The sequence below is a fragment of the Pseudomonas fluorescens HK44 genome, assembly GCF_000217955.3.
GTDB classification, from domain to species: Bacteria; Pseudomonadota; Gammaproteobacteria; order Pseudomonadales; family Pseudomonadaceae; genus Aquipseudomonas; species Aquipseudomonas fluorescens_AQ.
This window is the reverse complement of record NZ_AFOY02000008.1, coordinates 1-23,669: the sequence shown is the minus strand read 5'-3', so window position 1 is coordinate 23,669 and position 23,669 is coordinate 1. Positions and strand designations below refer to the sequence as shown.

Annotated in this window: 14 protein-coding genes and 3 pseudogenes; 5 read left to right on the top strand and 12 right to left on the bottom strand. The window is 59.5% G+C overall.

Features of this window, described 5'->3' with window-relative positions:
- Positions 1-2: 2 nt before the first annotated feature.
- A complete protein-coding gene (gene hutC, locus HK44_RS06695; RefSeq protein ID WP_232252242.1) occupies positions 3-671 on the bottom strand; it encodes a histidine utilization repressor in 669 nt (222 codons plus the stop codon).
- A gap of 187 nt (positions 672-858) precedes the next feature.
- Here hutC and HK44_RS06690 point away from each other — a divergent pair, with 187 nt between their 5' ends.
- Positions 859-2,223, top strand: coding sequence for a formimidoylglutamate deiminase (locus HK44_RS06690; protein WP_019691329.1), 1,365 nt, complete (start codon positions 859-861; stop codon positions 2,221-2,223).
- 160 nt (positions 2,224-2,383) lie between these two features.
- On the opposite strand, the gene HK44_RS06685 is transcribed toward HK44_RS06690, so the two are convergent.
- Positions 2,384-2,953, bottom strand: coding sequence for a lipocalin family protein (locus HK44_RS06685; protein ID WP_019691328.1), 570 nt, complete (start codon positions 2,951-2,953; stop codon positions 2,384-2,386).
- A gap of 31 nt (positions 2,954-2,984) precedes the next feature.
- The gene (locus HK44_RS06680) at positions 2,985-3,239 is read right to left on the bottom strand and encodes a hypothetical protein (RefSeq protein WP_019691327.1); all 255 of its coding nucleotides are present in this window, start codon (positions 3,237-3,239) and stop codon (positions 2,985-2,987) included.
- Between the two features lie 281 nt (positions 3,240-3,520).
- Here HK44_RS06680 and HK44_RS30420 point away from each other — a divergent pair.
- Together HK44_RS30420 and HK44_RS30415 are read left to right on the top strand one after the other, a co-directional pair.
- Positions 3,521-4,555, top strand: a pseudogene (locus HK44_RS30420) (HAMP domain-containing protein); the annotation flags it as partial.
- Positions 4,556-4,648: 93 nt separating this feature from the next.
- Positions 4,649-5,413, top strand: a complete 765-nt coding sequence (locus tag HK44_RS30415) for a methyl-accepting chemotaxis protein (RefSeq protein WP_371917725.1) — start codon at positions 4,649-4,651, stop codon at positions 5,411-5,413.
- Between the two features lie 289 nt (positions 5,414-5,702).
- Here the strand turns inward: HK44_RS30415 and HK44_RS06670 are convergent.
- The 6 genes and pseudogenes from HK44_RS06670 to HK44_RS06645 form a co-directional block, all read right to left on the bottom strand.
- Positions 5,703-6,728: pseudogene (locus tag HK44_RS06670) on the bottom strand (IS110 family transposase).
- Positions 6,729-6,898: 170 nt separating this feature from the next.
- Positions 6,899-7,501: a DUF924 family protein gene (locus HK44_RS06665; RefSeq protein ID WP_019691324.1), complete on the bottom strand. Its 603-nt coding sequence runs from the start codon at positions 7,499-7,501 to the stop codon at positions 6,899-6,901.
- Positions 7,502-7,504: 3 nt separating this feature from the next.
- On the bottom strand, positions 7,505-8,515 hold the full coding sequence (locus HK44_RS06660) for a class 1 fructose-bisphosphatase (RefSeq protein ID WP_019691323.1): 1,011 nt from the start codon (positions 8,513-8,515) through the stop codon (positions 7,505-7,507).
- A gap of 299 nt (positions 8,516-8,814) precedes the next feature.
- On the bottom strand, positions 8,815-10,179 hold the full coding sequence (locus HK44_RS06655; protein ID WP_019691322.1) for a DUF3999 domain-containing protein: 1,365 nt from the start codon (positions 10,177-10,179) through the stop codon (positions 8,815-8,817).
- Positions 10,176-13,769, bottom strand: a complete 3,594-nt coding sequence (locus tag HK44_RS06650) for a DUF2339 domain-containing protein (RefSeq protein WP_019691321.1) — start codon at positions 13,767-13,769, stop codon at positions 10,176-10,178. Before HK44_RS06650 ends, HK44_RS06655 begins: the two co-directional genes overlap by 4 nt.
- 270 nt (positions 13,770-14,039) lie before the next feature.
- On the bottom strand, positions 14,040-16,490 hold the full coding sequence (locus HK44_RS06645; RefSeq protein ID WP_019691320.1) for a glycogen/starch/alpha-glucan phosphorylase: 2,451 nt from the start codon (positions 16,488-16,490) through the stop codon (positions 14,040-14,042).
- 252 nt (positions 16,491-16,742) lie between these two features.
- Between HK44_RS06645 and HK44_RS06640 the strand changes: the two genes are divergently transcribed.
- Positions 16,743-17,180 carry a YkgJ family cysteine cluster protein gene (locus HK44_RS06640; protein WP_019691319.1) on the top strand — a complete coding sequence of 146 codons (438 nt, stop codon included), beginning with the start codon at positions 16,743-16,745 and terminating at the stop codon, positions 17,178-17,180.
- A gap of 139 nt (positions 17,181-17,319) precedes the next feature.
- Here HK44_RS06640 and typA read toward each other — a convergent pair whose 3' ends face one another.
- Both typA and thiI read right to left on the bottom strand, forming a co-directional pair.
- Positions 17,320-19,140 carry a translational GTPase TypA gene (gene typA, locus HK44_RS06635; RefSeq protein WP_019691318.1) on the bottom strand — a complete coding sequence of 607 codons (1,821 nt, stop codon included), beginning with the start codon at positions 19,138-19,140 and terminating at the stop codon, positions 17,320-17,322.
- Between the two features lie 139 nt (positions 19,141-19,279).
- Complete coding sequence (gene thiI, locus HK44_RS06630) at positions 19,280-20,734, bottom strand: tRNA uracil 4-sulfurtransferase ThiI (protein ID WP_019691317.1); 1,455 nt, start codon at positions 20,732-20,734, stop codon at positions 19,280-19,282.
- A gap of 330 nt (positions 20,735-21,064) precedes the next feature.
- Here thiI and glnA point away from each other — a divergent pair, with 330 nt between their 5' ends.
- Positions 21,065-22,471: a glutamate--ammonia ligase gene (gene glnA, locus HK44_RS06625; protein ID WP_019691316.1), complete on the top strand. Its 1,407-nt coding sequence runs from the start codon at positions 21,065-21,067 to the stop codon at positions 22,469-22,471.
- A 71-nt stretch (positions 22,472-22,542) separates the two neighbouring features.
- Here glnA and HK44_RS30410 read toward each other — a convergent pair.
- A pseudogene (locus HK44_RS30410) lies at positions 22,543-23,669 on the bottom strand (ISL3 family transposase); the annotation flags it as partial.

The following is a 23,669-nucleotide window of genomic DNA, read 5'->3' as shown; positions in this document are numbered from 1 at the left end:
TTTTATTTGTGGAACCGCCCTTCCAGACGATGGCGGGAACCGGGGTGGATCAGACGAGCGGCCGTCACTGGCTGACGCCCGGACCAGGTCCGACGGCGAATCAGCAGGCACGGCTCGCCTTTTTCGATCTGCAGCAGTTTGCATTCGGAAGGCTCGGCAAGAATCGCTTCGACCACGTGCTCGCCTTCGGTCAATGGCGCGACCTGATTCAGATAGGCGTAAGGCGTTTGCAGCGTGAAGTCTTGCTTGAGGTATTCCGGCGCGACCAGGGCGTTGACGAAACGGTCCTCGATTTGCACGGGAATATCGTTCTCGAAATGCACGATCAGCGAGTGGAAGACCTTCTGGCCTTCGCGCATGTCCAGCGCCAGAGCACGCTCGGAGCCGGCGGCCTCTTCTTCCAGGGTGATGACCTTGCAGGTATGGCGATGGCCGCGGGAGGCGATTTCGTCGGCAATGTTATGCACTTCGAACAACGCGGACTGGCTCTTGGGTTCGGCGACAAAGGTGCCGACGCCCTGCATGCGCACCAACAGGCCGTCAGCCGTCATCTCGCGCAGGGCGCGATTGATGGTCATGCGACTGAAACCCAACTGACTGACCAGCTCGCTTTCCGACGGCACGCGGTAGTGCGGCGGCCAGTTTCCACTGTCGATTTGCTGGGTGATCATCTGTTTGACGCGAGCGTACAAGGGCGCCGGACTATCGCCCAGATTGGCACTCAGCGGTGAGACTACAGGCGGAGTCGGCACAGGAAATCCTTGTTCGTTGATGAAAGTCACTAGCTTGCCGGAGTTTACCGAGCAGGCAAACGTCTGTATATGTATATACAAATAACACACGATGGGGTGCTGAACCATGTCCGCCTTCTTTGCCGAACGCGCGCTTCTGCCTAACGGATGGGCCAACAATGTACGTCTTGAGGTCAGTGCCGATGGCCTGCTGACCCACATCCAGGCCGATGCCAGCGCTGAAGGCGCCGAGCGGCTGAGCGGTCCACTGCTGCCGGGCATGCCGAATCTACACTCCCACGCCTTCCAGCGGGCGATGGCTGGTTTGGCCGAAGTGGCGGGCAATCCGAACGACAGTTTCTGGACCTGGCGCGATTTGATGTATCGCCTCGTCGGAAAAATCAGTCCGGAACAACTCGGGATCATCGCCCGCCAGCTCTACATCGAAATGCTCAAGGCCGGTTACACCTCGGTCGCCGAATTCCATTACGTGCACCACGACCACAACGGCCATCCGTACGCGGACCCGGCCGAGCTGTCGTTGCAAATCAGTCAGGCCGCCAGCGCCTCCGGCATCGGCCTGACCTTGCTGCCCGTGCTCTACAGCCACTCCGGTTTCGGTGGCCTGGCGCCCAATGAAGGCCAGCGACGCTTTATCAACAGCACTGAAAACTACCTGAAGCTACAAGCCCGCTTGCAACCACTGCTGGCGCAGCAACCGGCGCAACAACTGGGCCTGTGCTTCCACTCGTTGCGTGCGGTCACCCCGCAGCAGATCAGCGAAGTGCTGGCAGCCAGCGACAAACACTGCCCGGTGCACATCCACATTGCCGAGCAGCAAAAGGAAGTCGACGACTGCCTGACCTGGAGCGGTCGCCGCCCACTGCAATGGCTGTATGAAAATACCGACGTCGATCAGCGCTGGTGCCTGGTCCACGCGACCCACGCCAACCCGGAAGAAGTCAGCCTGATGGCCAAGAGTCGCGCCATCGCCGGTTTGTGCCTGACCACCGAGGCCAACCTGGGTGACGGGATCTTTCCGGCCGTGGACTTCCTCGCCCAAGGCGGGCGCATGGGCATTGGCTCCGACAGCCATGTGTCGCTGAGCGTGGTGGAAGAACTGCGCTGGCTGGAATACGGCCAGCGTCTGCGCGATCAGCGACGTAACCGCTTGTATGGCGCCGATCAGCCGATGGTCGGGCGCACCCTGTACGACGCCGCACTTGACGGTGGCGCACAGGCGCTGGGCCAGCCGATTGGCGCATTGGAAGTCGGCAAACGCGCCGACTGGCTGGTGCTCGACGGCAACGACCCTTACCTGGCAACCGCCAGTGGCGACGGGATTCTGAACCGTTGGTTGTTTGCCGGTGGCGACCGTCAGGTGCGTGACGTGCTGGTAAACGGCAAGTGGGTGGTACGCGACGGGCATCACGCTGGCGAAGAAGACAGTAACCGGGCGTTCACCCAAGTGCTGCGCGAGCTGTTGGGCTGATCACCGCTTCTGTGGCGAGGGAGCTTGCTCCCGCTGGGTTGCGAAGCGACCCCAAATCAGCAATTGAGCTCTTTCAGAAAGATCTCATCAGCTGAGTGACGACTGCTGCGCAGCCGAGCGGGAGCAAGCTCCCTCGCCACGGAGTACAACCGCACGCCGCTTACTTCGAGGTCTGGGCCATTTTGGTATCCGACACCCGCCAGATCAGGCGTGTGGTGTCGTAACCCTGCTGACGCGCCCTGCTCAGCAGGTCCTCGCGGGTATCGGCGTTGACTTCCGGCTTGCGTGACAACAACCACAGGTTGCGCCGATTGGGGCTACCGACAATCGCGGTCTGGTAATCGTCGCTGACATACAGCACCCAGTAATTACCCTTACTCATGCCTGGCAACAACCGGGTAAACCAGTTATCGAAGTTCACCCATAGCTTGTCGTTCTTGCCGGGAATCTGCGGCATTGCCGTGCCCTTGGCCTCTTCCCATTTCCACTCAGGGGTCAGGCAACGGTTCAACACCTCCATGTCACCGTCGGTCTTGAGGGTGTAATGGGCTTCGGATTGCGCGCAGTTACGCTGGAAGTACATCGGCATGCGCGCCAACTCGTACCATTTACCCTGGTAACGCTTGAGGTTGACGCTACTGACCGTTTTCGGGGCCAGTGCATCGTCGCCAGAAGTGGCGCAGCCGGCCAACAACAGACCGACAAAAAGAGCTATTACTAACCGCATCATTGTTTTTCTCCCGTGGGCGTTTGGCCCCGGTTTACTTCAGGCCTTGCCCGGAAAACATCAGCACTTTGTCACCGGCGTACTGCACGCTGATAAAGCTGTTCTTGTCGCCCCAGGTACAGCTGGACATGCCCAACGCGCCTGAACAATCGGCAGGTTTACCCAGCAAGGTTTCGACCTCGGCCTTGGACATGCCCGTCGACAGTTTCGAATAGCTTTCCTGGTTGATCTTGCTGCACGCAGCCAACAGCACGCAAAACGACAACAAGGCGATAGATCGCAGCGACATGGTGTAACTCCTGGTAAAGAGGGGGAGGCATGGCTGCCAACCAGAAGCTTAGAAGAGAAAACCCCCTTCTGGTTCCCACCGGTACCGGGTATTTCTTGAACGGTAAAATCAACATTTCGCCCCAAAATCAGGCATTTTTATGCGCTGATCGGTATTTCGTCGGTTTTCGTCAAACCCGCCTAATCTTTGGCGCTCCCCAGTCGACATAGAAGCAGCGCCAAGCTTGCTCTGTGGCAATTTGACGCTCCTTGTTGATCAGTCCATCCGCGGTAGTGCCTTTAATGACCAGAAACATGAAGTTCAGCCACAAGATCCTGATCGCTGCCGCCCTTGTGGTCGCGGTAGCGTTCGCCTGTTTCATTCTGTTCAACGACTACCGTCAGCGCCAAACCCTGCGCAGTAGCACCGAGTCCTCAATGCAGGAACTCGGCAGCCTGACCACCAGCAACATCCAGACCTGGCTGGAGAGCCGCATCCAGTTGCTGCAATCGCTGGCCCAGCAAGTGGCTGTCGACGGCCCGGCGCTGGATAACCTGAAACGCGCGGTCGGCCTGCCGGCCTACACCAGCAACTTTCAGTTGAGCTATTTCGGCGGTGCCGACGGCGTGATGTTCTCGGTGCCGGCCGGCAATCGCGCGGCGGACTACGACCCACGCGCCCGTGGCTGGTACAAAGCCGCCAACAGTGCGCAGCAGACCATCGTTACCGAACCCTACATTGCCGCATCTTCGGGCAAGCTGGTGATCACCGTCGCCACGCCGGTGCAGCACCAAAACCAGATGATCGGCGTCGCCGGTGCAGACATCGACCTGAGCAGCGTCAGCGCCATCATCAACTCGCTGAACTTCGGTGGCCACGGTCACGCGTTCATCGTCAGCGGCGAGGGCAAGATCCTCATTCACCCGGACAGCAAACTGGTGCTCAAAAGCCTCACCGATGCCTATCCCGCGGGTGCGCCGAAGGTCAGTCCCGGCATGAAGGAAGTCGAGGTGGAGGGCAAGACCCAGTTCATCTCGTTCACCCACGTCAACGGCGTGCCATCGGCTGACTGGTACGTGGCCTTGGTGCTCGACCAGGACACCGCATTCTCGATGCTCAGTGAATTCCGCACCTCGGCGATCATCGCCATGGTGATTGCCGTGGTGATTATCATCGCGCTGCTCGGCATGCTGATCCGCGTCTTGATGCAGCCGTTGCTGACCATGGGCCGCGCCATGCATGACATCGCCGAAGGCGAAGGCGACCTGACCAAACGCCTGACCATTCATGGCCAGGACGAGTTCGGGGCGCTGGGCACCTCGTTCAACCGCTTTGTCGAACGTATTCACACCTCGATCCGCGAAGTGTCGTCGGCCACCGGCCAGGTCAACGAAGTCGCCCTGCGAGTGGTCAGCGCCTCCAACTCGTCGATGTTCAATTCCGATCAGCAAGCCTCGCGCACCAGCAGCGTGGCCGCGGCGATCAACCAACTGGGCGCCGCCGCCCAGGAAATCGCCCAGAACGCCGCCCTCGCCTCGCAACACTCGAGCGATGCCCGCAGCCTGGCCGAAGACGGTCAGCAAGTGGTGGATAAAACCATCGCGGCGATGCAGCAGTTGTCGGCCAAAATCAGTGACTCGTGCGGCAACATCGAAACGCTGAACAGCAACACGGTGAACATCGGGCAGATTCTCGAAGTGATCACCAGCATCTCGCAGCAAACCAACCTGCTGGCCCTCAACGCTGCGATCGAAGCGGCGCGCGCGGGTGAGGCCGGACGTGGATTCGCCGTGGTTGCCGACGAAGTGCGCAACCTCGCGCATCGTACCCAGGACTCGGCGCAGCAAGTACAGAAGATGATTGAAGAGCTGCAAGTCGGCGCCCGTGAGGCAGTCGCCATCATGACCGACAGTCAGCGCCAGAGCGAAAGCAGCGTCGGCATCGCCAACCAGGCGGGTGAGCGCCTGGGCAGTGTGACCCAGCGCATCGGCGAGATTGACGGCATGAACCAGTCGGTGGCCACTGCCACCGAAGAGCAAACCGCCGTGGTCGAATCGATCAACGTCGACATCACCGAGATCAACACGCTGAACCAGGAAGGCGTGGAGAACCTGCAATCGACCTTGCGCGCGTGTGCCGATCTTGAGCAGCAGGCGGCGCGGTTGAAGCAGCTGGTGGGGAGTTTCAGGATCTGACGCGCCCTTGAAGACCCCATCGCGAGCAGGCTCGCTCCCACATCTATGGTTACCCCCTTTTCTGCAATACTGTTTTTGATGCGTGTTTGGCTTGCTTTCATCTATCCGGCGTCTGTGTGGGGTGGCAACCCCGCGCCTCGATGAGAATCGATGCCTAACGATCCTAATTATTCGAACGGCCTTTCAGCCGTGTGGGAGCTCAGGGTTGTCGTCAGGCCGGTTAGCCGTTCACGTCATCTGTTATCCAGCATCGCAAAACCAGGTGGGTGGTGCTCGGGTGACAGCAGGGTCAGGCGTTCATCGCGGTTGGCCCTGCATCAAATTCAGTGTGGTGGGCCAGCAATCGCCCAGGCGATCCTTGCCAGCTTGTTGGCCAGCGCGCAGACCACATGGTTGGAGTGATGGTGGGCCAATAGCTGCCGGACCCAGTCCGCCAGCCAGCCTTTCTGTCGGTCCAGTTGCATCAGGTAAACACGGGCACATTGGACAAGCAGGCGCCGCTGGTTGCGATCACCTCGCTTGCTGATGCCCAGCAGGACGGTCTTGCCGCCCGTAGAATGCTGTTTGGGTATCAGCCCGATTGAGGCCGAATAGCCTCGGCCGCATTTGAACTGCTTGCCATCGCCCAATTCGGCAGCCAGGACGCTGGAGGTGATCGGGCCTACGCAGGGCATGGTCATCAAACGAGCCGCCAGATCATCTTCGGCGGCCTGGCATTCCACTTCCTTGTCCAGCGTCTTGATCTGCCCATCCAGATAGGTGAAGTGCTCCTGCAACCTCGTCAGAAGTTTTTTGATGGGCACAGGAATTGAACTCGCTTCAAGCCGAGCGGGCAGTTCTTTGATGGGCTTGAAGCCTGTGGCCAGACTGACGCCGACCTCCAAAAGCGCTGCGTGAATCCGATTGACGGTCGCGGTGCGCTCTTTGATGAACGAATCGCGTGTCGAGTTGAGCATGGCCAGCAGCTGCTGAGCCTGGGTTTTGGGGTGTACAAAGCGCATTGTTGGACGAGTCGCCGCCTCGCAGATCGCCTCGGCATCAGCGAAGTCGTTTTTGTTGCTTTTCACGTAAGGGCGTACGAGATGCGGGGCAATGAGCTTGGGCGTATGTCCCAGCTTCGCGACCTCCTGCGCCATGAAGTGGGCTCCGCCGCAGGCTTCCATCACAACGGTGCAGGGTTCGAGATTCATCAGGTGCTGCATGAGCGCCGCACGAGTAAACTTTTTGCGGTAAACTCATGACCACGATCATCTTGCGCGTGTAGATGGAAAGAGTGTTTTCCCAGATCGATGGCGGCAATAGCTACTTTGTTCATGGCAACGGTCTCCGATGAGCCCCCTGCGAAAGCTTAGTGGGCGATCACAGGGGGCGGCGGGGGTAGCCATTTCATTATTTGATCTTCAGCGGACACAAATTTTGTGTTCAGCCGAGATCCACTGTGGGAGCGAGCCTGCTCGCGATAGCGGCATTCGCAACAATGAATAGCTAGAACCGAGACCCAGGCCTGGAGAGAAACTCCAGTTCCTCAGCCGTAGACGCCCTTCCCAACACCGCATTGCGATGGGGAAAGCGCCCAAACCTTGCGATGATTTTCTGATGCCGTTCGGCGTAATCGAGGTTATCGGCAAATACCGCGCGATCCGCCTCGGGTTGCTCAGCCAGCAAGTCGGCAAAGCGTGAGACGGCTTCGTTTTGCACCGCCAGATGCTCGCAATGCTCGAACACCAGGTAGATGAACACCCGTAGGATAGGCAGCAGTTGCCGATCGAAATCCGCAGCAATGCCTTGCGCCACCAGAGCCTGGGCTCTCAAGTCGCCTGCAAAGGATTTTGGGGATTCGCGAAAGATCATTCGCGGTAACTGATCGAGTAACAACACCAGGGCCAGCCAACCTTCGGGACATTGCGTCCACTCGGTCAATCCGCCGGCCAGTGCCTGTTCCACCAGATCCCCGAAACGCGTGCGCGCTTCGAGGTCCTGGCTGTCACGCTTACCGAACCATAACGTACGCTTCTGTGCCGCCACTTCGTTCGGATCGTCGGCTGAACCGAACCACCATTCGAGCAACGGCTGCCAGGGCGCGCTCATGGTTTATTCCTTGTGGTAAGCCGTGACGCGTTCGACTTCTTCTTTCGAGCCCAGGAACACCGCTACACGCTGGTGCAGGCCGTCGGGCTTGATGTCGAGAATACGCTGATGACCGTCGGTGGAGGCGCCACCGGCCTGTTCAACCAGGAACGACATCGGGTTGGCTTCGTACATCAAACGCAGTTTGCCCGGCTTGGAGGGCTCGCGGCTGTCACGTGGGTACATGAACAGGCCACCACGGGTCAGGATGCGGTGCACGTCGGCGACCATCGCGGCGACCCAGCGCATGTTGTAGTTCTTTTTCAGCGGGCCTTCTTCGCCAGCCAGCAGTTCGCCGACGTAGCGTTGTACCGGCGCTTCCCAGTGACGCTGGTTGGACATGTTGATCGCGAATTCCTGAGTGGAGGACGGGATCTTGATGTCTTCATGGGTCAGCACGAAGCTGCCCATTTCACGGTCCAGGGTAAAGCCTTTCACGCCATCACCCAGGGTCAGCACTAGCATGGTTTGCGGGCCGTAGATGGCATAACCGGCGGCTACCTGTTGGGTACCTGGCTGCAGGAACGCCTTTTCGTTCAAGGGTTCGTTCTGGCTCAGGTATTCGTTCGGGCAACGCAACACCGAGAAGATAGTACCGACCGGCGCGTTGATATCGATGTTCGACGAACCGTCCAGTGGGTCGAATACCAGCAGGTACGCACCTTTCGGGTATTTGCCCGGGATCTGGTAGGCATTGTCCATTTCTTCGGACGCCATGCCGGCCAGGTGACCGCCCCATTCGTTGGCTTCGAGCAGGATCTCGTTGGAGATCACATCGAGTTTCTTCTGGACTTCGCCTTGCACGTTTTCAGTGCCCATGCTGCCCAGAACACCGCCCAGGGCGCCTTTGGAAACGGCGTGGCTGATTTCCTTGCAAGCACGCGCCACTACTTCGATCAGAAAGCGCAGATCGGCAGGAGTGTTGTTGCTACGGGTCTGCTCAATCAAATAGCGACTCAAGGTAACGCGGGACATGGAAGGCTCCGGAGGAATGGGGGCTAAAAACCCGCGCAGTTTAACGCGAGTCGGTGCGCAATTCCTCTTATCAGACGAGATTCACTGAAGAGAGTTCATGCGCGGGGTTGAGCGTAGCTGCAAATGCACATAACTGTGGCGAGGGAGCTTGCTCCCGCTGGGGCGCGAAGCGGCCCCAAAACCATGCGGCGCGGTGCTTCAAATAGATCGCATCCGTAGGTTTACGACTGCTACGCCCGAACGCGGACCGGCCGGCGGGAGCAAGCTCCCTCGCCACAAAAGAGAAAACTGCGCCAGCTTCAGTTTTTGACGGGTGGTTTGCGCAGCAGACTGAACGCCATCCCCGCCAATCCCGCCACACCGAGCAAGAGCACCGCCCACAAACCGATCTTCTTCCAGTTCGTGCCGACCGAAATCGGTGTCACCGGCGTAAGCGGCGAAGTCACCACCGCCCCGCCATCAACCTTGGCCTGGCCCAACGTCGCCAGACGCTTGGGACTGTAATCGGGAATCAGCGTCGACAGCGGCAAGCTCGCCGTTTTAACCGTCGCGCTACCCAGCGCCAGTGTGTACGGCCCCGCCCCGCGAGCGAGGAACACCACCTGGGTCGAGCGCACGGCATAGCGCACTGTCGGAGCGTGTGCACCCAAACCGCCACCGCGCTCATCGACGGTCAGTTTCAACTGCTGCACCACATGGCCAGGCAGCTGCAATTGGTTCTGCACCACATCCTGACCATTTTGCGTCAGCCTATAGAGCAAACCGCTGCTCAAGGTTTGCCACGGCAGGCTGCTTTCGCGACGTCCCGACAGAGTCACCGGCGCCAGGCTGTTGGCCTGGCTCAACTCGACCTGCAAGCGCTCGACGCTCAAGCCCATCGGCAATTGCCAGGTGTATTCGCCGGCCTTGGTGCTGCTGCCGACCAACGACTCAGACCAGACCAACGGCTGCGGCAGGTAGCTGGAACTGGCGCTTTGCAGTTGCGCGGAGGTCAGCGCGGGCGCCGCCTGCGGGGTTTTCCACAGCAAGCGCAGATAACGCGCGCTCTGCCCCGGCAAACTGACTTCATGCTGCTCGACCCGTTCGTCGGCAAACGACAGCCGCGCCACCTGGCCTTCACCCCACGGCTGCCAATGCTGCAAATCGTCACTGGCTTCGATGCTGAAACGCTGGAAGCCGTCGCGTTCACTGCTCCAGTCGAGGATCAACTGCTGCAACGGCGCCTTGATCGCACTGGCGTCCAGCAACCAGCCGCGCAGTACTTCTTCGCCAGCCTTGAGCGGGTTCGATGGCTGGACGTCCACCAGCGTGCCATTGGCGCTCGACTGCACGCGCACGCTCGGCACCACCTCACTGGCAGAGGCCGAGTCGTATATCGGGAACCACTTGACGTTATTCACCACCAGACTTTCGCGACTCTGCGCCTGCTCCCGCGCCAGCGAATAGGCCTGCACCTCACCGGCTGCGTTGAATACCCGCACGTCGCTGAGGTCGGTCTGGCGCGCATTCAATTGCACCGCCAGCGGCAAATCGAGGCGATACCACGGCCCCTCGCCGCTCAGGCTCAACGGCACCTGCGTGGTGAAGTCTGCCGGTGCTTCCTGAGCCGTGGCCGACAACGCCACACAGAGTCCAACAACGCCCAGCGACCACTTCAGATTCAAGACGACACTCCTTCAGATTCATCGGCCGGTTTTTCAGGCCCAGACGTTGGTTCGGCGCGTTTGGGCGGCAGCGGTGCGAAATAGCCCACCACCAGCAGCAACACGCCCACACCGATAAACGACACGATCCGCGCCAGACCGCCACGGTTACTCAGTTCGACAAAGACCAATTTGGCGACCACCAGCGCAATCAACGCCGCACCGACCAGCCAAACTTCCCGACGATGGCGCAAATGACCGCCGATCATCAGGCTCAGGGCAATCAGGGTCCAGACGATCGACAAGCCTGCCTGCACCAACATCGACTCCAGCAAGGCCTCCAGCTCAAACGGCACGCCGCCCCAATGGTGAGCGCTGCGCAACACCAGCGCTGTGAAGAAGGCGAACAGTGAAACCCCGGCCACGACTTGCGTGGCGCGCTCGGCGTAATCGGCGCGAATTGCCAATTGACCGACTGCACTGCGCGACCAGACGTACACGCCGAACAAGGCAAACAACAGACCGATTTCGAGCGGGTTGAGCAACGGCAGATAAGGCAGCGGTTCGGCGCTGCCGTCACTGGCAATGTTCGCCAGCCAGAACCAGCCGAGCATCAACAGCGCCAGCGGCAGTGCGGCGTACACGCGGTACTCGCGGGCATACGCCGACACCGGCCACGGCCAGGCGCGCGGAGCGGCCATCAGCACCAGATACAGGCTCGGCAAAATGGCCCAACCCAGCCAGCGCCAGGCGTTGTATTGCTCGGACAACACCAGCAAGCCGTAACGCAGCTCCAGCGCCAACACGCCGATCAACAGCCAGCAACCCACCACGTGAGCAGCGCTCAATACTCGCGCGGGGAGCATCGGCGCCAAGCGGCGCAACGAGATGAAATGCACCCCGAACACCGCCGCCCACGCCAGCCAGCCGAGATTCGCCGCCGGGTGATAACGCGCATGCCAGACCGCGACCAATACCAGCGCCGCCGCTGGAATCAGCAAGGTGCAGAGCACGCTCAGTGCCGGCCATTGCAGTCGTCGGGACAACAACGTCCACACCGCGACGCTCAGCGCCGCGAGGCCCAGCAACAGCGTGGCTTGCAGGTTCAGTGGTGCAAACCGCAGCACTTCGCTGACCAGCGCCAACGCCCACCAGGCCGCACCCCACACCAGCAACAACTCGGACAAGCGCTGCAAGCTCAAGGCATCGAACGCGCTGGCATGATTGCCAAGCTGCAAGCGCCAGGCGCCGACCATCGCCGCCAGCCCGAGTACCATCGGCGTCCAGAAACCGCTGTGGCCCAGTGGCCGCAGACCTTCGCTGGCGAGCGGCCCGAGCAACTCGGGGCCAGCGATCAGGAACGCCGCGCCGCCGATCACCTGCAACAACAAGCCGAAGACAAAACTCACCCGCTGCTGCAAGTACAGGCTCAGCCAGATGATCAACAGACCGCTGGCCGCCCACACCGCGCTCGCCGTTTGCCACGGCAACACAAACAGCACCGCCAGATTGATCAGCACCAACCCCGCCAGCAACACCACCGACAGCCCGCGCAGCAACCGTGCGTCACTGCGCACCATGTCATCGCGGGCGGCGAACAGCATTCCGCCGATCAACGCCAGGCCAATCAACGACGCGGTGAGCAAACCGCTCCAGCCAGCGCTGAACACCGCCGTTGCCTCACCGCTGGCACCTTGCAGCCGCAGCAGGAACAACACGCCGCCCAGCAGTTGCACCGCAAACGCGGTAAACAGGAAGGTCCGCGATTGCAGGCGCAAGCCGACAAACAACGTTGCCAAACCGGCCAACGCCCAACTGATCGCGGTACCGTGGGTGAAGAAAAACAACGGCGCCAACAGATAAAGGAACGTCAGCCCCGCACAGGCCAACACCGGCAAGCCCTTGCGTTCCCAGGCCGAGGTTTGCTCAGGGGACGCGTTGCGCAAGTGATAGAAACTGAACAGCAACGCCACGCCGAGCATCAGCGCACCGAGCGGCGAGCCAGCCAGCAGGCTGCTGTCGCCCAGGCTCAGTTTGCTGAGGAACGCCAGCGCCGAACCCAGTTGCAGCAGCAAGGCAAAGGCCCGTGCCAACGGCCGATGCTGACGCAGGCCGAGCCAGAAGATCCCCGCGCCCTCCACTGCCCAGGCGGCCGCCGTCCAGCGCGCATCCAGGCCTAGCGGAATCGCCAGGCTGGCGAAGATCACCCCCAGCGCCAGGCAAGTTTCTGCCAGCAGCAAGGCCCGGCCGCCGCTGAGAAAACGCGCCAGCCCCATGTAAATAACACCCAACGCCAGCGCACTGAACGCGGCAGCGAACGCAACATGATGAATCAGCGCGAACTGCATGCCAAAGCCCACCAGTGGCGGACCGAACAGCATCGTGCCGTCGACGTAGTCACCCTTGCGGGCCGACCAGCGCAGCAGCGCTTCACGGCTGTCATCCTCCGGCGCGTCAGTCATCTCGAGCAATTTGCGGCGGGCGAACAACAAGCCAATCGCCAGGTACATCAGGAAGAACAGAATCAGGAACGGCTCGGTACTCCACAGCAGTTCCGGCGTATAGGAACGCAAGCCCCAGGCGAAACCGATGCCAAAGGTGCCCGCGAAGCCGATCAGGTTCAGCGGCCGCCAGGCCTTGAACCAGGCGATGGCAAGGATGCCCGCATTGAGCAAGCTGAAGTAGCTGAACAGCGCGACATGATTGCCGGCGCCGGTGGAAGTCAGGATCGGCGCGGCAAACCCGCCGAGCGCCGCCGCGCAGGCCAGCGCGAGCGAGTCCTGGGTGATCGCCAGAATCGCCGAGAAGATCGTCACCGCCACCAGCAAACCCAACGCTGCCGTCGGGTCGAGCAACGGGTGCAAGCGCATGGCGGCGAACACCGTCAGGTACAGCACGGCGATGCCGGTGCCCTGCAGGATCAACGCATAGTTGGTGTTGCGCAGTCGCAACCACCAACCCAGACCCAGCAACGCCAACGCGGCCGCAGCGACCCCGGCGTAACGCATTTCAATCGGCACCACCATGCCTTCGGTGGCGTAACGCAGCAAAAACGCCAGGCCGAAGAACAGCAGCACCACGCCGACTCGCAGTACGGTGTTGCCACCGAACAGCCAGTTACGGGCAGAGGCGATGGCGCGTTCGAACAGATTCGGGCCACGGGGTTCAGCCGATTGTGGTGGTTCGCTGGGTTGCTGGGCCCAGAGATCGGCAGGCTCAGGTGTGATGCTCGCGTGTACCGGTTCGAATTCGGGCGGCAACTCCCAGACCAGTTCCCGCGCGGCCGGCAACGGCGCCGGGCCAGGCTCAGGCGCTTGGTCAAAGGCAACGTCAGGCGAAAGCGTCGGCTCGCTGGCCGTTGTTGACTCAGGGACCGGAGCTGAATGGACACCACGGGTTTCGAGTAACGCCAGCCGCTGCTCGACCACGCCGAGGGCGACCTGCGCCTGCTCCAGTTGACGGCGCTGTTCGTCCGCTTGTGAATTCAGGCGCTTGAGCACAATCGCCTGCCCCACACCCAGGCCGATCAATGCGCCAATCAGCGCGTCGCTGAATGACTCATCGAGCACCCAGCCCAGCACCATCCCTATCAGCATGAACATCCATTGCATGGTCGATATCCCTAAGCGGCCCATTGCCGGGCGAGTCCGGGCGATACAGCGTCTGGCTGAGTTTAGTGTGAATCCACACAAACCTGTGGGAGCGAGCCTGCTCGCGAAGGGGCCATAACATTCAACACTCATGCTGACTGTTACACCGCTATCGCGAGCAGGCTCGCTCCCACAATGGATTACCAGTGTCTGCTACCCGGTGAAGCCGGCGCTTAGTATATCGATCCGGCCCCATAACCATTGGGCCTTGCTCGCAATTATGGCTAAAAGTTACTCCAGCGCTTTCCAGATATCCGTGGCGTACTCGCGAATGGTCCGGTCGGACGAGAACCAGCCCATGCGCGCACTGTTGAGCACCGCCGAGCGCCACCACGCCTTCGAGTCGTGCCAGTGCTCTTCAACCCGCACCTGGGCATTCCAGTAGGAATCGAAGTCGGCACACACCAGGAAGCGGTCATATTCGATCAACGAATCGATCAACCCGGTGTAACGCGACGGCTCATCCGGTGAAAACACACCGCCGCGAATCGCTTGCAGCACATCCCCCAGTCGATGAGAAGCGGCGATGTCCGGTGCGGCATAGAACTCGTGATTCTGCTTGCGCGCCTCAACCTGCTGCGCCGTCAGACCGAAGATGAACATGTGCTCGACGCCGATGCGCTCACTCATTTCCACGTTGGCACCGTCCAGGGTGCCGATGGTCAGCGCGCCGTTGAGCCCGAACTTCATGTTGCTGGTACCGGAAGCCTCAAAACCGGCCGTGGATATCTGCTCCGACAGGTCGGCCGCCGGAATGATGCTTTCCGCCAGGCTGACGTTGTAGTTGGGCAAGAACACCACTTTCAGCAAACCGCGCACCGTCGGGTCGTTGTTGACCACCCGGGCGATGTCGTTGGTCAGTTTGATGATCAACTTGGCCTGGTGATAACTCGCGGCAGCTTTACCGGCAAAGATCTTCACCCGCGGCACCCAATCGACTTCCGGCTCGGCGCGGATCGCCTGGTACAGCGCAACGGTGTGCATCAGGTTGAGCAACTGGCGCTTGTACTCGTGAATCCGTTTGACCTGCACGTCGAACATCGCCGCCGGATTGACCGCGATCCCCAACCGCTCATGAATCAGATAGGCCAAGGCTTTTTTACTGTGCAGGCGCTGTTCGGCGAACTTGTTGCGGAACGCCGCTTTCTCGGCAAACGGCTCCAGGCCGATCAGTTTCTGTTCCGGGTTATCCAGCAGATCCGGGCCCAGTGCATCGACCATCATCGAGGTCAGTTCCGGGTTGGCCTGATAGAGCCAGCGGCGGAACGTAATGCCGTTGGTCTTGTTGTTGATTCGCTCCGGGTACAGCTTGTGCAACTCGGAAAATACCGTGCTGCGCATCAACTGGGTGTGCAGGCCGGACACACCATTAACACTGTGGGAACCCAGAAACGCCAGGTTACCCATGCGCACCCGGCGACCGTTGTCTTCCTCGATCAGCGACACCGCGCGCAATACGTCAAAGTCATGAATGCCTTTGGCGCGCAGCGAGTCAATGTGATGGGCGTTGATCAAATAGATGATCTGCATGTGCCGCGGCAGCATCCGTTCCATCAAACCGACTGGCCAGGTTTCCAGCGCTTCAGGCAAGAGTGTGTGGTTGGTGTAGGAAAGCGTATCGACCGTGATTTGCCAGGCCGCGTCCCACGCCACGTCGTACACATCGACCAACTGACGCATCAATTCGGCCACGGCGATCGAGGGGTGCGTATCGTTGAGCTGGATCGCCGCGTGATCGCCCAGGGTCAGCACCGAGGTGTGCATGTTGCGGTGACGGCGCAACAGGTCCTGCAAGGATGCGGCGACGAAGAAGTACTCCTGACGCAACCGCAGTTCCTGACCGGCCTCGGTGCTGTCGGCGGGATAGAGCACGCGGGAGATGCTTTCCGCACGGGCCACTTCGGCCACCGCACCCAAATGGTCGCCGGCGTTGAAGCGCTCCAGGTGCAAGTCTTCCATGGCGCGTGCACGCCAGAGGCGCAAGGTGTTGACGCTAGCGCCACGCCAGCCGACGACTGGCGTGTCGTAAGCAATTGCGCGAACGGTTTCTGCCGGCGTCCAGACTTGTTTGGACCTGCCGGTCTCATCGGTCACGGTTTCAACGCTGCCACCAAAGCCGATCGGGTAAGCCACTTCCGGCCGCTCGAATTCCCAGGGGTTGCCGAAATCCAGCCAGTTTTCGGTTTGCTCCTGCTGCCAGCCATCGACAACGGCCTGGCGGAACAACCCGTGTTCATAACGAATACCGTAGCCATGGCCGGCGATGCCGAGCGTCGACATGCTTTCCATGAAGCACGCCGCCAGACGGCCGAGGCCACCGTTGCCCAGTGCGGCGTCCGGCTCCAGCAGGCGAATGCGTTCGAGGTCGACACCCAGCTCGGTCAGTGCTGCACGAGCCACATCGAGCAGGCCAAGGTTGCTCAGGCTGTCGTAGAGCAGGCGGCCGATGAGGAATTCCAGCGAGAGGTAGTAAACGCGCTTCTGACCTTTGCGGTAGATCTGCCGCGTGTGGTCCATCCAGTGCTCGACCATGTGATCACGCGCCGCCAGGGCAATGGCTTCAAACCAGTCATGGTCAAAAGCGTGATCCGGGTCCTTGCCCACGGCATAGGTAAGTTTGGTCAATACGGCGTCGCGAAATGCGGCCACTTCAGCTTCACGAACTAGTGGTTCTTGAGTCATCGATAGGACCTCGGACGAGCATGAAATAGACGAGCCTAGTCGGTCTGACATGAGATAAATGCACTCGTTCGGCGTTTTTTGCAATCGCCTGAATCGAGCCTATCTCCTTGCCGATACACGTTGAAAAGATGCAGATGCCATGCCGACCGCTCGAAAAATTCAGTGTAGCCATAAAAAAACCGGCAAATGGTCGTTCAAAAAATCACCAGTCCCGGTATGATCGCGCGCCCTGATGCACGCTGGTAATTCCACATGATGAAGCCGAACCTGATCGCCGCCGCGGAGATCGACCGTCTCGATACCTGGGCCAAATACTCTGCCCCGATGTGCGGCTCGTGCGTGTCCAGCTGCTGCACGCTGCCGGTCGAGGTCAAGATCAAAGACCTGATCCGCATCGGCATCGTCGACGAATTCGAACTGGGCGATCCACCCAAGAACATCGCCAAGCGCTTGCAGAAGGAGGGGATTGTCGAGCGCTACAATCAAAAGTCCGAGATCTTCACCCTCCAGCGCATGAGCAACAACGATTGCCTGTATCTGGATCGTAAGAGCCGTTTGTGCACTATTTATGAAAAGCGCCCGGATACTTGCCGCAACCACCCGAAAATCGGCCCGCGGCCCGGGTATTGCGCGTACAAGCCAAAAGAAGTCGTGCGCGAGAGCAATCCGCGGACGCTGGACAAGTTCTGATCCTCATCTTCGCTGCCTGACAGGGTGCCATCGCGAGCCTGCTCGCGATGAGGCCGGGACAAACACCGCACAAACCCCAGACAAACAAAAACGCCCCCGGCCTTTCGACCGGGGGCGTTTTCATTCAGCCTGAGTTAACTCAGTTCTTGGCTTTCTTGGCAGCGCGGGTACGCTCGCCTTCGTCAAGAATCTTTTTACGAAGACGAATGGACTTCGGAGTCACTTCGCACAATTCATCGTCCTGGATGAATTCCAGGGCCTGTTCCAGGGTGAAGCGAACAGGTGGAACCAGGGCGATGGTTTCGTCTTTACCCGAAGCACGCATGTTGTCGAGCTTCTTGCCTTTGGTTGGGTTGACGCCCATGTCGTTGTCACGGCTGTTCAGACCAACGATCTGACCGTTGTAGATCTCTTGACCGTGTTCAACGAACAGCTTGCCACGCGCCTGCAGGGTTTCCAGGGAGTAGGTCAGCGCCTTGCCGGTTTCTACCGATACCAGAACACCGTTCTGACGGCCGGACATGTCGCCGGACTTCATGGTGTCGTAGCGATCGAAGATCGAGGTCAGGATGCCAGCACCGTTGGTCAGGGTCAGGAACTGGTTACGGAAACCGATCAGACCGCGAGCAGGGATGTTGTATTCCAGACGAACACGGCCTTTGCCATCCGGCACCATGTTGGTCAGGTCGCCTTTACGCAGGCCCATCTCTTCCATGACCTTGCCCTGGGATTCTTCAGGGGTGTCGATGGTTACGTTTTCGAACGGTTCCTGCTTCACGCCGTCAACTTGACGGATGATCACTTCCGGACGACCAACGCCCATTTCGAAGCCTTCGCGACGCATGGTTTCGATCAGTACCGAGAGGTGCAGCTCACCACGGCCGGAAACCTTGAACTTGTCAGCCGAGTCGCCTTCTTCAACGCGCAGTGCAACGTTGTACAGCAGCTCTTTGTCCAGACGTTCCTTGATGTTACGGGAAGTCACGAACTTGCCTTCTTTACCGCAGAAAGGCGAGTCGTTGACCTGGAAGGTCATGGAAACGGTTGGCTCGTCGACGGTCAGAGGCTTCATCGCCTCCGGGGTGTCCAGCTGGCACAGGGTGTCGGAGATGAACAGCTCGTCCATACCGCTGATGCACACGATGTCGCCTGCGGCGGCTTCTTCAACGTCGATACGGTGCAGACCGTGGTGACCCATCAGCTTCAGGATACGACCGTTACGCTTCTTGCCGTCGGCGCTGATAGCGACAACCGGGGTGTTCGGCTTGACGCGACCACGAGCGATACGGCCAACGCCGATAACACCCAGGAAGCTGTTGTAGTCCAGTGCGGAGATCTGCATCTGGAACGGACCGTCACGGTCGACTTTCGGCGCAGGTACGTTGTCGACGATCGACTGGTACAGCGGGGTCATGTCTTCAGCCATGTCGGCGTGGTCCAGACCGGCAATACCGTTCAGGGCCGAGGCGTAGACGACTTTGAAGTCCAGCTGTTCTTCGGTGGCGCCCAGGTTGTCGAACAGGTCGAAGATCTGGTCCAGAACCCAGTCCGGACGCGCGCCTGGACGGTCAACCTTGTTGATGCACACGATCGGACGCAGGCCGGCTTCGAAGGCCTTCTTGGTCACGAAACGGGTTTGCGGCATAGGGCCGTCTTGAGCGTCAACCAGCAGCAGAACGGAGTCAACCATCGACATTACGCGTTCAACTTCGCCGCCGAAGTCGGCGTGGCCCGGGGTGTCCACGATGTTGATGTGGTAGCCGTTCCAGTTGATGGCGGTGTTTTTCGCCAGAATGGTAATACCGCGCTCTTTCTCCTGGTCGTTGGAGTCCATCACGCGCTCGTCGTTGAGCTCGTTGCGCTCCAGGGTGCCGGATTGACGCAAGAGCTTGTCTACCAGGGTGGTCTTACCATGGTCAACGTGAGCAATGATGGCGATGTTGCGTAGATTTTCGATCACTTGTGTATCTCGATCAGAGGATTCGGTGTGCTGACAAGTCTTGGCAGCGATTTACAGTAGAGTCAGGCCTTGCCGTTACAGCTTGACGGCGGCGTCGGGGGGCCGGTGACGCAGGCCACAGGCAAACAGCCCCGGGCTCTTAGCTCGGTCGATAAACGCGCACATTGGCATGCCCCTCACTGAGCAAATGGTGAGCATGCAGGCGACTCATCACGCCTTTGTCGCAATACAGCAGGTACTGGCGAGTAGGGTCCAGTTCCTTGAAACGAGCGTTCAGAGCATAAAACGGCATCGCTTGTACCTCGATGCCAGCAAGCTCCAGCGGGTCGTCTTCGGCGGCATCCGGGTGACGGATGTCGATGATGATCTGACCGGCCAGCGCCTCACTGACTTCTTCAACCTGCACATCCTGGCCCAATTCGTCGATCACCCGATCGATCGGCACCAGCTTGGCGTTCTCGAGCGCACGCTCGAGCACTGCCATATCGAATTCTTTCTCTTCATGCTCCACGCGCGGACGCTTGGCGTGGGTCTTGGGGTTCACCGAAATGACCCCGCAATACTCCGGCATGTGCTTGGCGAAATCGGCGGTGCCGATTTCGTTTGCCAGGTCGATGATGTCCTGCTTGTGACTGGCGATCAGCGGGCGCAACACCAGCTTGTCGGTCACGCAGTCGATCACGGACAGGTTCGGCAGCGTCTGGCTGGAAACCTGGGAAATCGCTTCGCCGGTGACCAGCGCCTCGATGTCCAGCCGATCCGCGATCCGGGACGCAGCGCGCAACATCATACGCTTCAATACTACGCCCATATGACTGTTATCGACTTTGCCGAGAATTTCTCCCAGCACTTCCTCGAACGGCACACTGACAAATAACACGCGCTGGGAGCTGCCGTACTTCTTCCAGATGAAATGCGCGACTTCCATTACGCCCAATTCGTGGGCACGCCCGCCAAGATTGAAGAAGCAGAAGTGGGCCATCAGCCCGCGACGCATGATCTGGTAAGCCGCGACGGTGGAATCGAAACCGCCGGACATCAGCACCAGGGTCTGTTCCAGCGCGCCAAGCGGGTAGCCGCCGATGCTGTTGTGCTGGCTGTGGATCACAAACAACCGTTGGTCGCGAATTTCGATGCGAACTTCGACTTCTGGTTCTTTCAGCGAAATTCCAGCGGCACCGCACTGACGACGCAGCTGGCTGCCGACGTATTTCTCGACGTCCATCGAGCTGAATTCGTGCTTGCCCGCACGCTTGCAACGCACCGAAAAAATCTTCCCCGCCAGCGAATCGCCGAAGTGCTGCTTGCACTTGGCGACGATGTCGTCGAAGTCGCCCAGCGGGTACTCGTCGACCTGCAGGAAATGCGCGATGCCCGGCATGCAGCTCAGGCGCTCGGTCATGTCCTTCAGGGCCTTGGGGTCACTGACGCGCGTTTCCAGCTCGAGGTTGTCCCACACGCCGTTCACCACCACGGCCGGGTCCAGATCGCGGAGCACGGCACGGATGTTTTTGGCCAATTGACGGATGAAACGCATCCGTACCGGGCGGCTCTTGATGGTGATCTCGGGGAAGACTTTTACGATTAGTTTCATGAAAACAGCGCGCGCAGGGCCAGCCGAAAAAGGGGGGCGCGGATTATAGCGGAAATTGCTCAAGGTTTAACCAGTTAATGTGCAGAAGGTTTTCAGCGCACCAAAACAGGTCGTTTGTGGAATTGAGCGCTACATTAAGGGGCAAGATTTTCCGTTTTAAAGCGCTTTGCACGCTTATAAGCGTGATATTGGGGCAATAAACCCAAGTCGGGGCACTGGCATGCAATTTGCTCCCTTGTGAGGCAGGTTGCCAAGGCAGAGTATTCGCGCCGGCATCACCCACATTCTAAGGGCATCCACTACTAAGCCCGAAGCCACCCGGAGGACACTATGTCGAAGTCGGTTCAACTCATCAAAGATCATGACGTCAAATGGATTGATCTGCGCTTCACGGACACAAAAGGCACTCAGCACCACGTGACCATGCCGGCTCGCGATGCGCTGGATGAAGCTTTCTTCGAAGAAGGCAAAATGTTCGACGGTTCCTCCATTGCTGGCTGGAAAGGCATCGAAGCTTCCGACATGATCCTGATGCCGGACGACACCACTGCCGTTCTGGACCCGTTCACCGAAGAGCCGACCCTGATCCTGGTTTGCGACGTGATCGAACCTTCGACCATGCAAGGCTATGACCGTGACCCACGTGCCATCGCCAAGCGCGCCGAGGAATACCTGAAGTCCACCGGTATCGGCGACACCGTTTTCGTCGGTCCAGAGCCTGAGTTCTTCATCTTCGACGAAGTGAAGTTCAAGTCCGACATCTCCGGCTCGATGTTCAAGATCTACTCCGAACAAGGTTCGTGGATGTCCGACCAGGACGTGGAAGGCGGCAACAAAGGCCACCGTCCAGGCGTCAAAGGCGGCTACTTCCCGGTTCCGCCGTTCGACCACGACCACGAAATCCGTACCTCCATGTGCAACGCCATGGAAGAAATGGGCCTGGTCATCGAAGTTCACCACCACGAAGTGGCGACTGCCGGCCAGAACGAAATCGGTGTGAAGTTCAACACCCTGGTCGCCAAGGCTGACGAAGTTCAGACCCTGAAGTACTGCGTACACAACGTTGCCGATGCCTACGGCCGCACCGCGACCTTCATGCCTAAGCCACTGTACGGCGACAACGGTTCGGGTATGCACGTTCACCTGTCCATCGCCAAAGATGGCAAGAACACCTTCGCTGGCGAAGGTTATGCCGGCCTGTCCGACACCGCCCTGTACTTCATCGGCGGCATCATCAAGCACGGTAAGGCCCTGAACGGCTTCACCAACCCGTCGACCAACTCCTACAAGCGTCTGGTCCCAGGTTTCGAAGCTCCAGTAATGCTGGCCTACTCGGCTCGCAACCGTTCCGCTTCGATCCGTATTCCTTACGTGTCGAGCCCTCGCGCTCGCCGTATCGAAGCACGCTTCCCGGATCCGGCAGCCAACCCGTACCTGGGCTTCGCTGCACTGTTGATGGCTGGCCTGGACGGCATCCAGAACAAGATCCACCCAGGCGATGCTGCCGACAAAAACCTGTACGACCTGCCGCCTGAAGAGGCGAAAGAGATCCCACAAGTTTGCGGCAGCCTGAAAGAAGCCCTGGAAGAGCTGGACAAAGGTCGTGCGTTCCTGACCAAAGGCGGCGTATTCAGCGACGACTTCATCGACGCTTACATCGCCCTGAAAAGCGAAGAAGAAATCAAAGTACGCACCTTCGTACACCCACTGGAATACGAGCTGTACTACAGCTGCTGATCCAGTAACGCTCGCGCACGCGGCGTGACAAAAAAGAGGCCTCCTTCGGGAGGCCTTTTTTGTGGTTCATACGGATTACCGGGAAAGACGCTCTTGATCTTCATGAAAAAGAACTCGCTATCCCGGTAACCGTACGCCATCCGCTTGATGACCTTTATTCGATTGTTTATTCCTTCCAACTGACCGGTGTGCATCGGCCAGCGAACCCGACTGACGATGCCCCGCCAGTTAAGCTTTTAGCCGTTTGGCAAACTGGATCAGAGCCGGTATTTCGCTTTCATGTGCATGGCGCAGCCATTGCTTCCAGGCCGATCTCCAAGCCCAGGCAGCACTCGGCGTCCAGAGCGTTTTGAGTTCAGCCTTCATCAAATAGACCGTCATCAACGCTTGGTTGGCCGCCAGCAAATCCTGCAAATGGACCTGTTGTTCCGGCGTTTTCAGGTTCTGCGGGTTACGCAGTAACAGCCATCGCGCCTGCTTGATGACCTTGCGAGCCGGCTTGTCATGACGCAGCCGGTTAGCCTCGTCGACGCGGACCCGATCAATCACCTCTCGGCCATATTTGGCCACCACATGGAAAAGGTCGTAGACCACTCGCGCTTTCGGGCAATGCTGGCGAACCTCCAGATCAAAAGCAGTATTCATGTCCATCGCCACCGCTTCGATTCGAGCGCAGCCCTCCGGCCCCAGCTCCTCGAAGAACGGCCTGACTGCCGCTCGGCTACGGCCTTCACCGATCCACAGCACTCGTCGTGTATCGGCATCCAGCACAACGCTGGCGTAACGATGACCTTTGAACAACGCGAACTCGTCCATAATCAGGTGTCGCGGTTGCGCCTTTGGCAGCTCGCTCAACACCGCCTGCAAGGCACGACGCTCCAGGCAACCGAACGGTGTCCCAATGCAACCCAAACATCTGGGCTACGTGCAGAGTGGGAAGGCGCTCGCAGGCCTGAATGACCGTATCGGCCAAGCGGCGCGTCATGCGGGCATAGCGATCCAGCCAACTGACCGCCTTCCATGCGTTTGCCACAATCGCGGCAGCCAACCCGCCTGAGCAAAACGCTAAGGCGTACCGCACGACCTAGAATGGGAAGATCGCGAACACTTCGCTCGCAATACTCATGAGTGGTTGAACAAGGCTTTTGGCAGCCGCCACAGGAAGGGAATCGGGTGGCGTGGGGAATCAGTTCGAATC

Coding starts and splice junctions, on each gene's coding strand:
- HK44_RS06650 (WP_019691321.1), bottom strand. CDS start 13,769: ATGCAATGGATGTTCATGCTGATAGGGATGGTGCTGGGCTGGGTGCTC.
- HK44_RS06660 (WP_019691323.1), bottom strand. CDS start 8,515: ATGTCCCGCGTTACCTTGAGTCGCTATTTGATTGAGCAGACCCGTAGC.
- thiI (WP_019691317.1), bottom strand. CDS start 20,734: ATGAAACTAATCGTAAAAGTCTTCCCCGAGATCACCATCAAGAGCCGC.
- HK44_RS06690 (WP_019691329.1), top strand. CDS start 859: ATGTCCGCCTTCTTTGCCGAACGCGCGCTTCTGCCTAACGGATGGGCC.
- HK44_RS06685 (WP_019691328.1), bottom strand. CDS start 2,953: ATGATGCGGTTAGTAATAGCTCTTTTTGTCGGTCTGTTGTTGGCCGGC.
- hutC (WP_232252242.1), bottom strand. CDS start 671: ATGATCACCCAGCAAATCGACAGTGGAAACTGGCCGCCGCACTACCGC.
- HK44_RS06645 (WP_019691320.1), bottom strand. CDS start 16,490: ATGACTCAAGAACCACTAGTTCGTGAAGCTGAAGTGGCCGCATTTCGC.
- HK44_RS30415 (WP_371917725.1), top strand. CDS start 4,649: ATGTTCAATTCCGATCAGCAAGCCTCGCGCACCAGCAGCGTGGCCGCG.
- HK44_RS06665 (WP_019691324.1), bottom strand. CDS start 7,501: ATGAGCGCGCCCTGGCAGCCGTTGCTCGAATGGTGGTTCGGTTCAGCC.
- glnA (WP_019691316.1), top strand. CDS start 21,065: ATGTCGAAGTCGGTTCAACTCATCAAAGATCATGACGTCAAATGGATT.
- HK44_RS06640 (WP_019691319.1), top strand. CDS start 16,743: ATGATGAAGCCGAACCTGATCGCCGCCGCGGAGATCGACCGTCTCGAT.
- HK44_RS06680 (WP_019691327.1), bottom strand. CDS start 3,239: ATGTCGCTGCGATCTATCGCCTTGTTGTCGTTTTGCGTGCTGTTGGCT.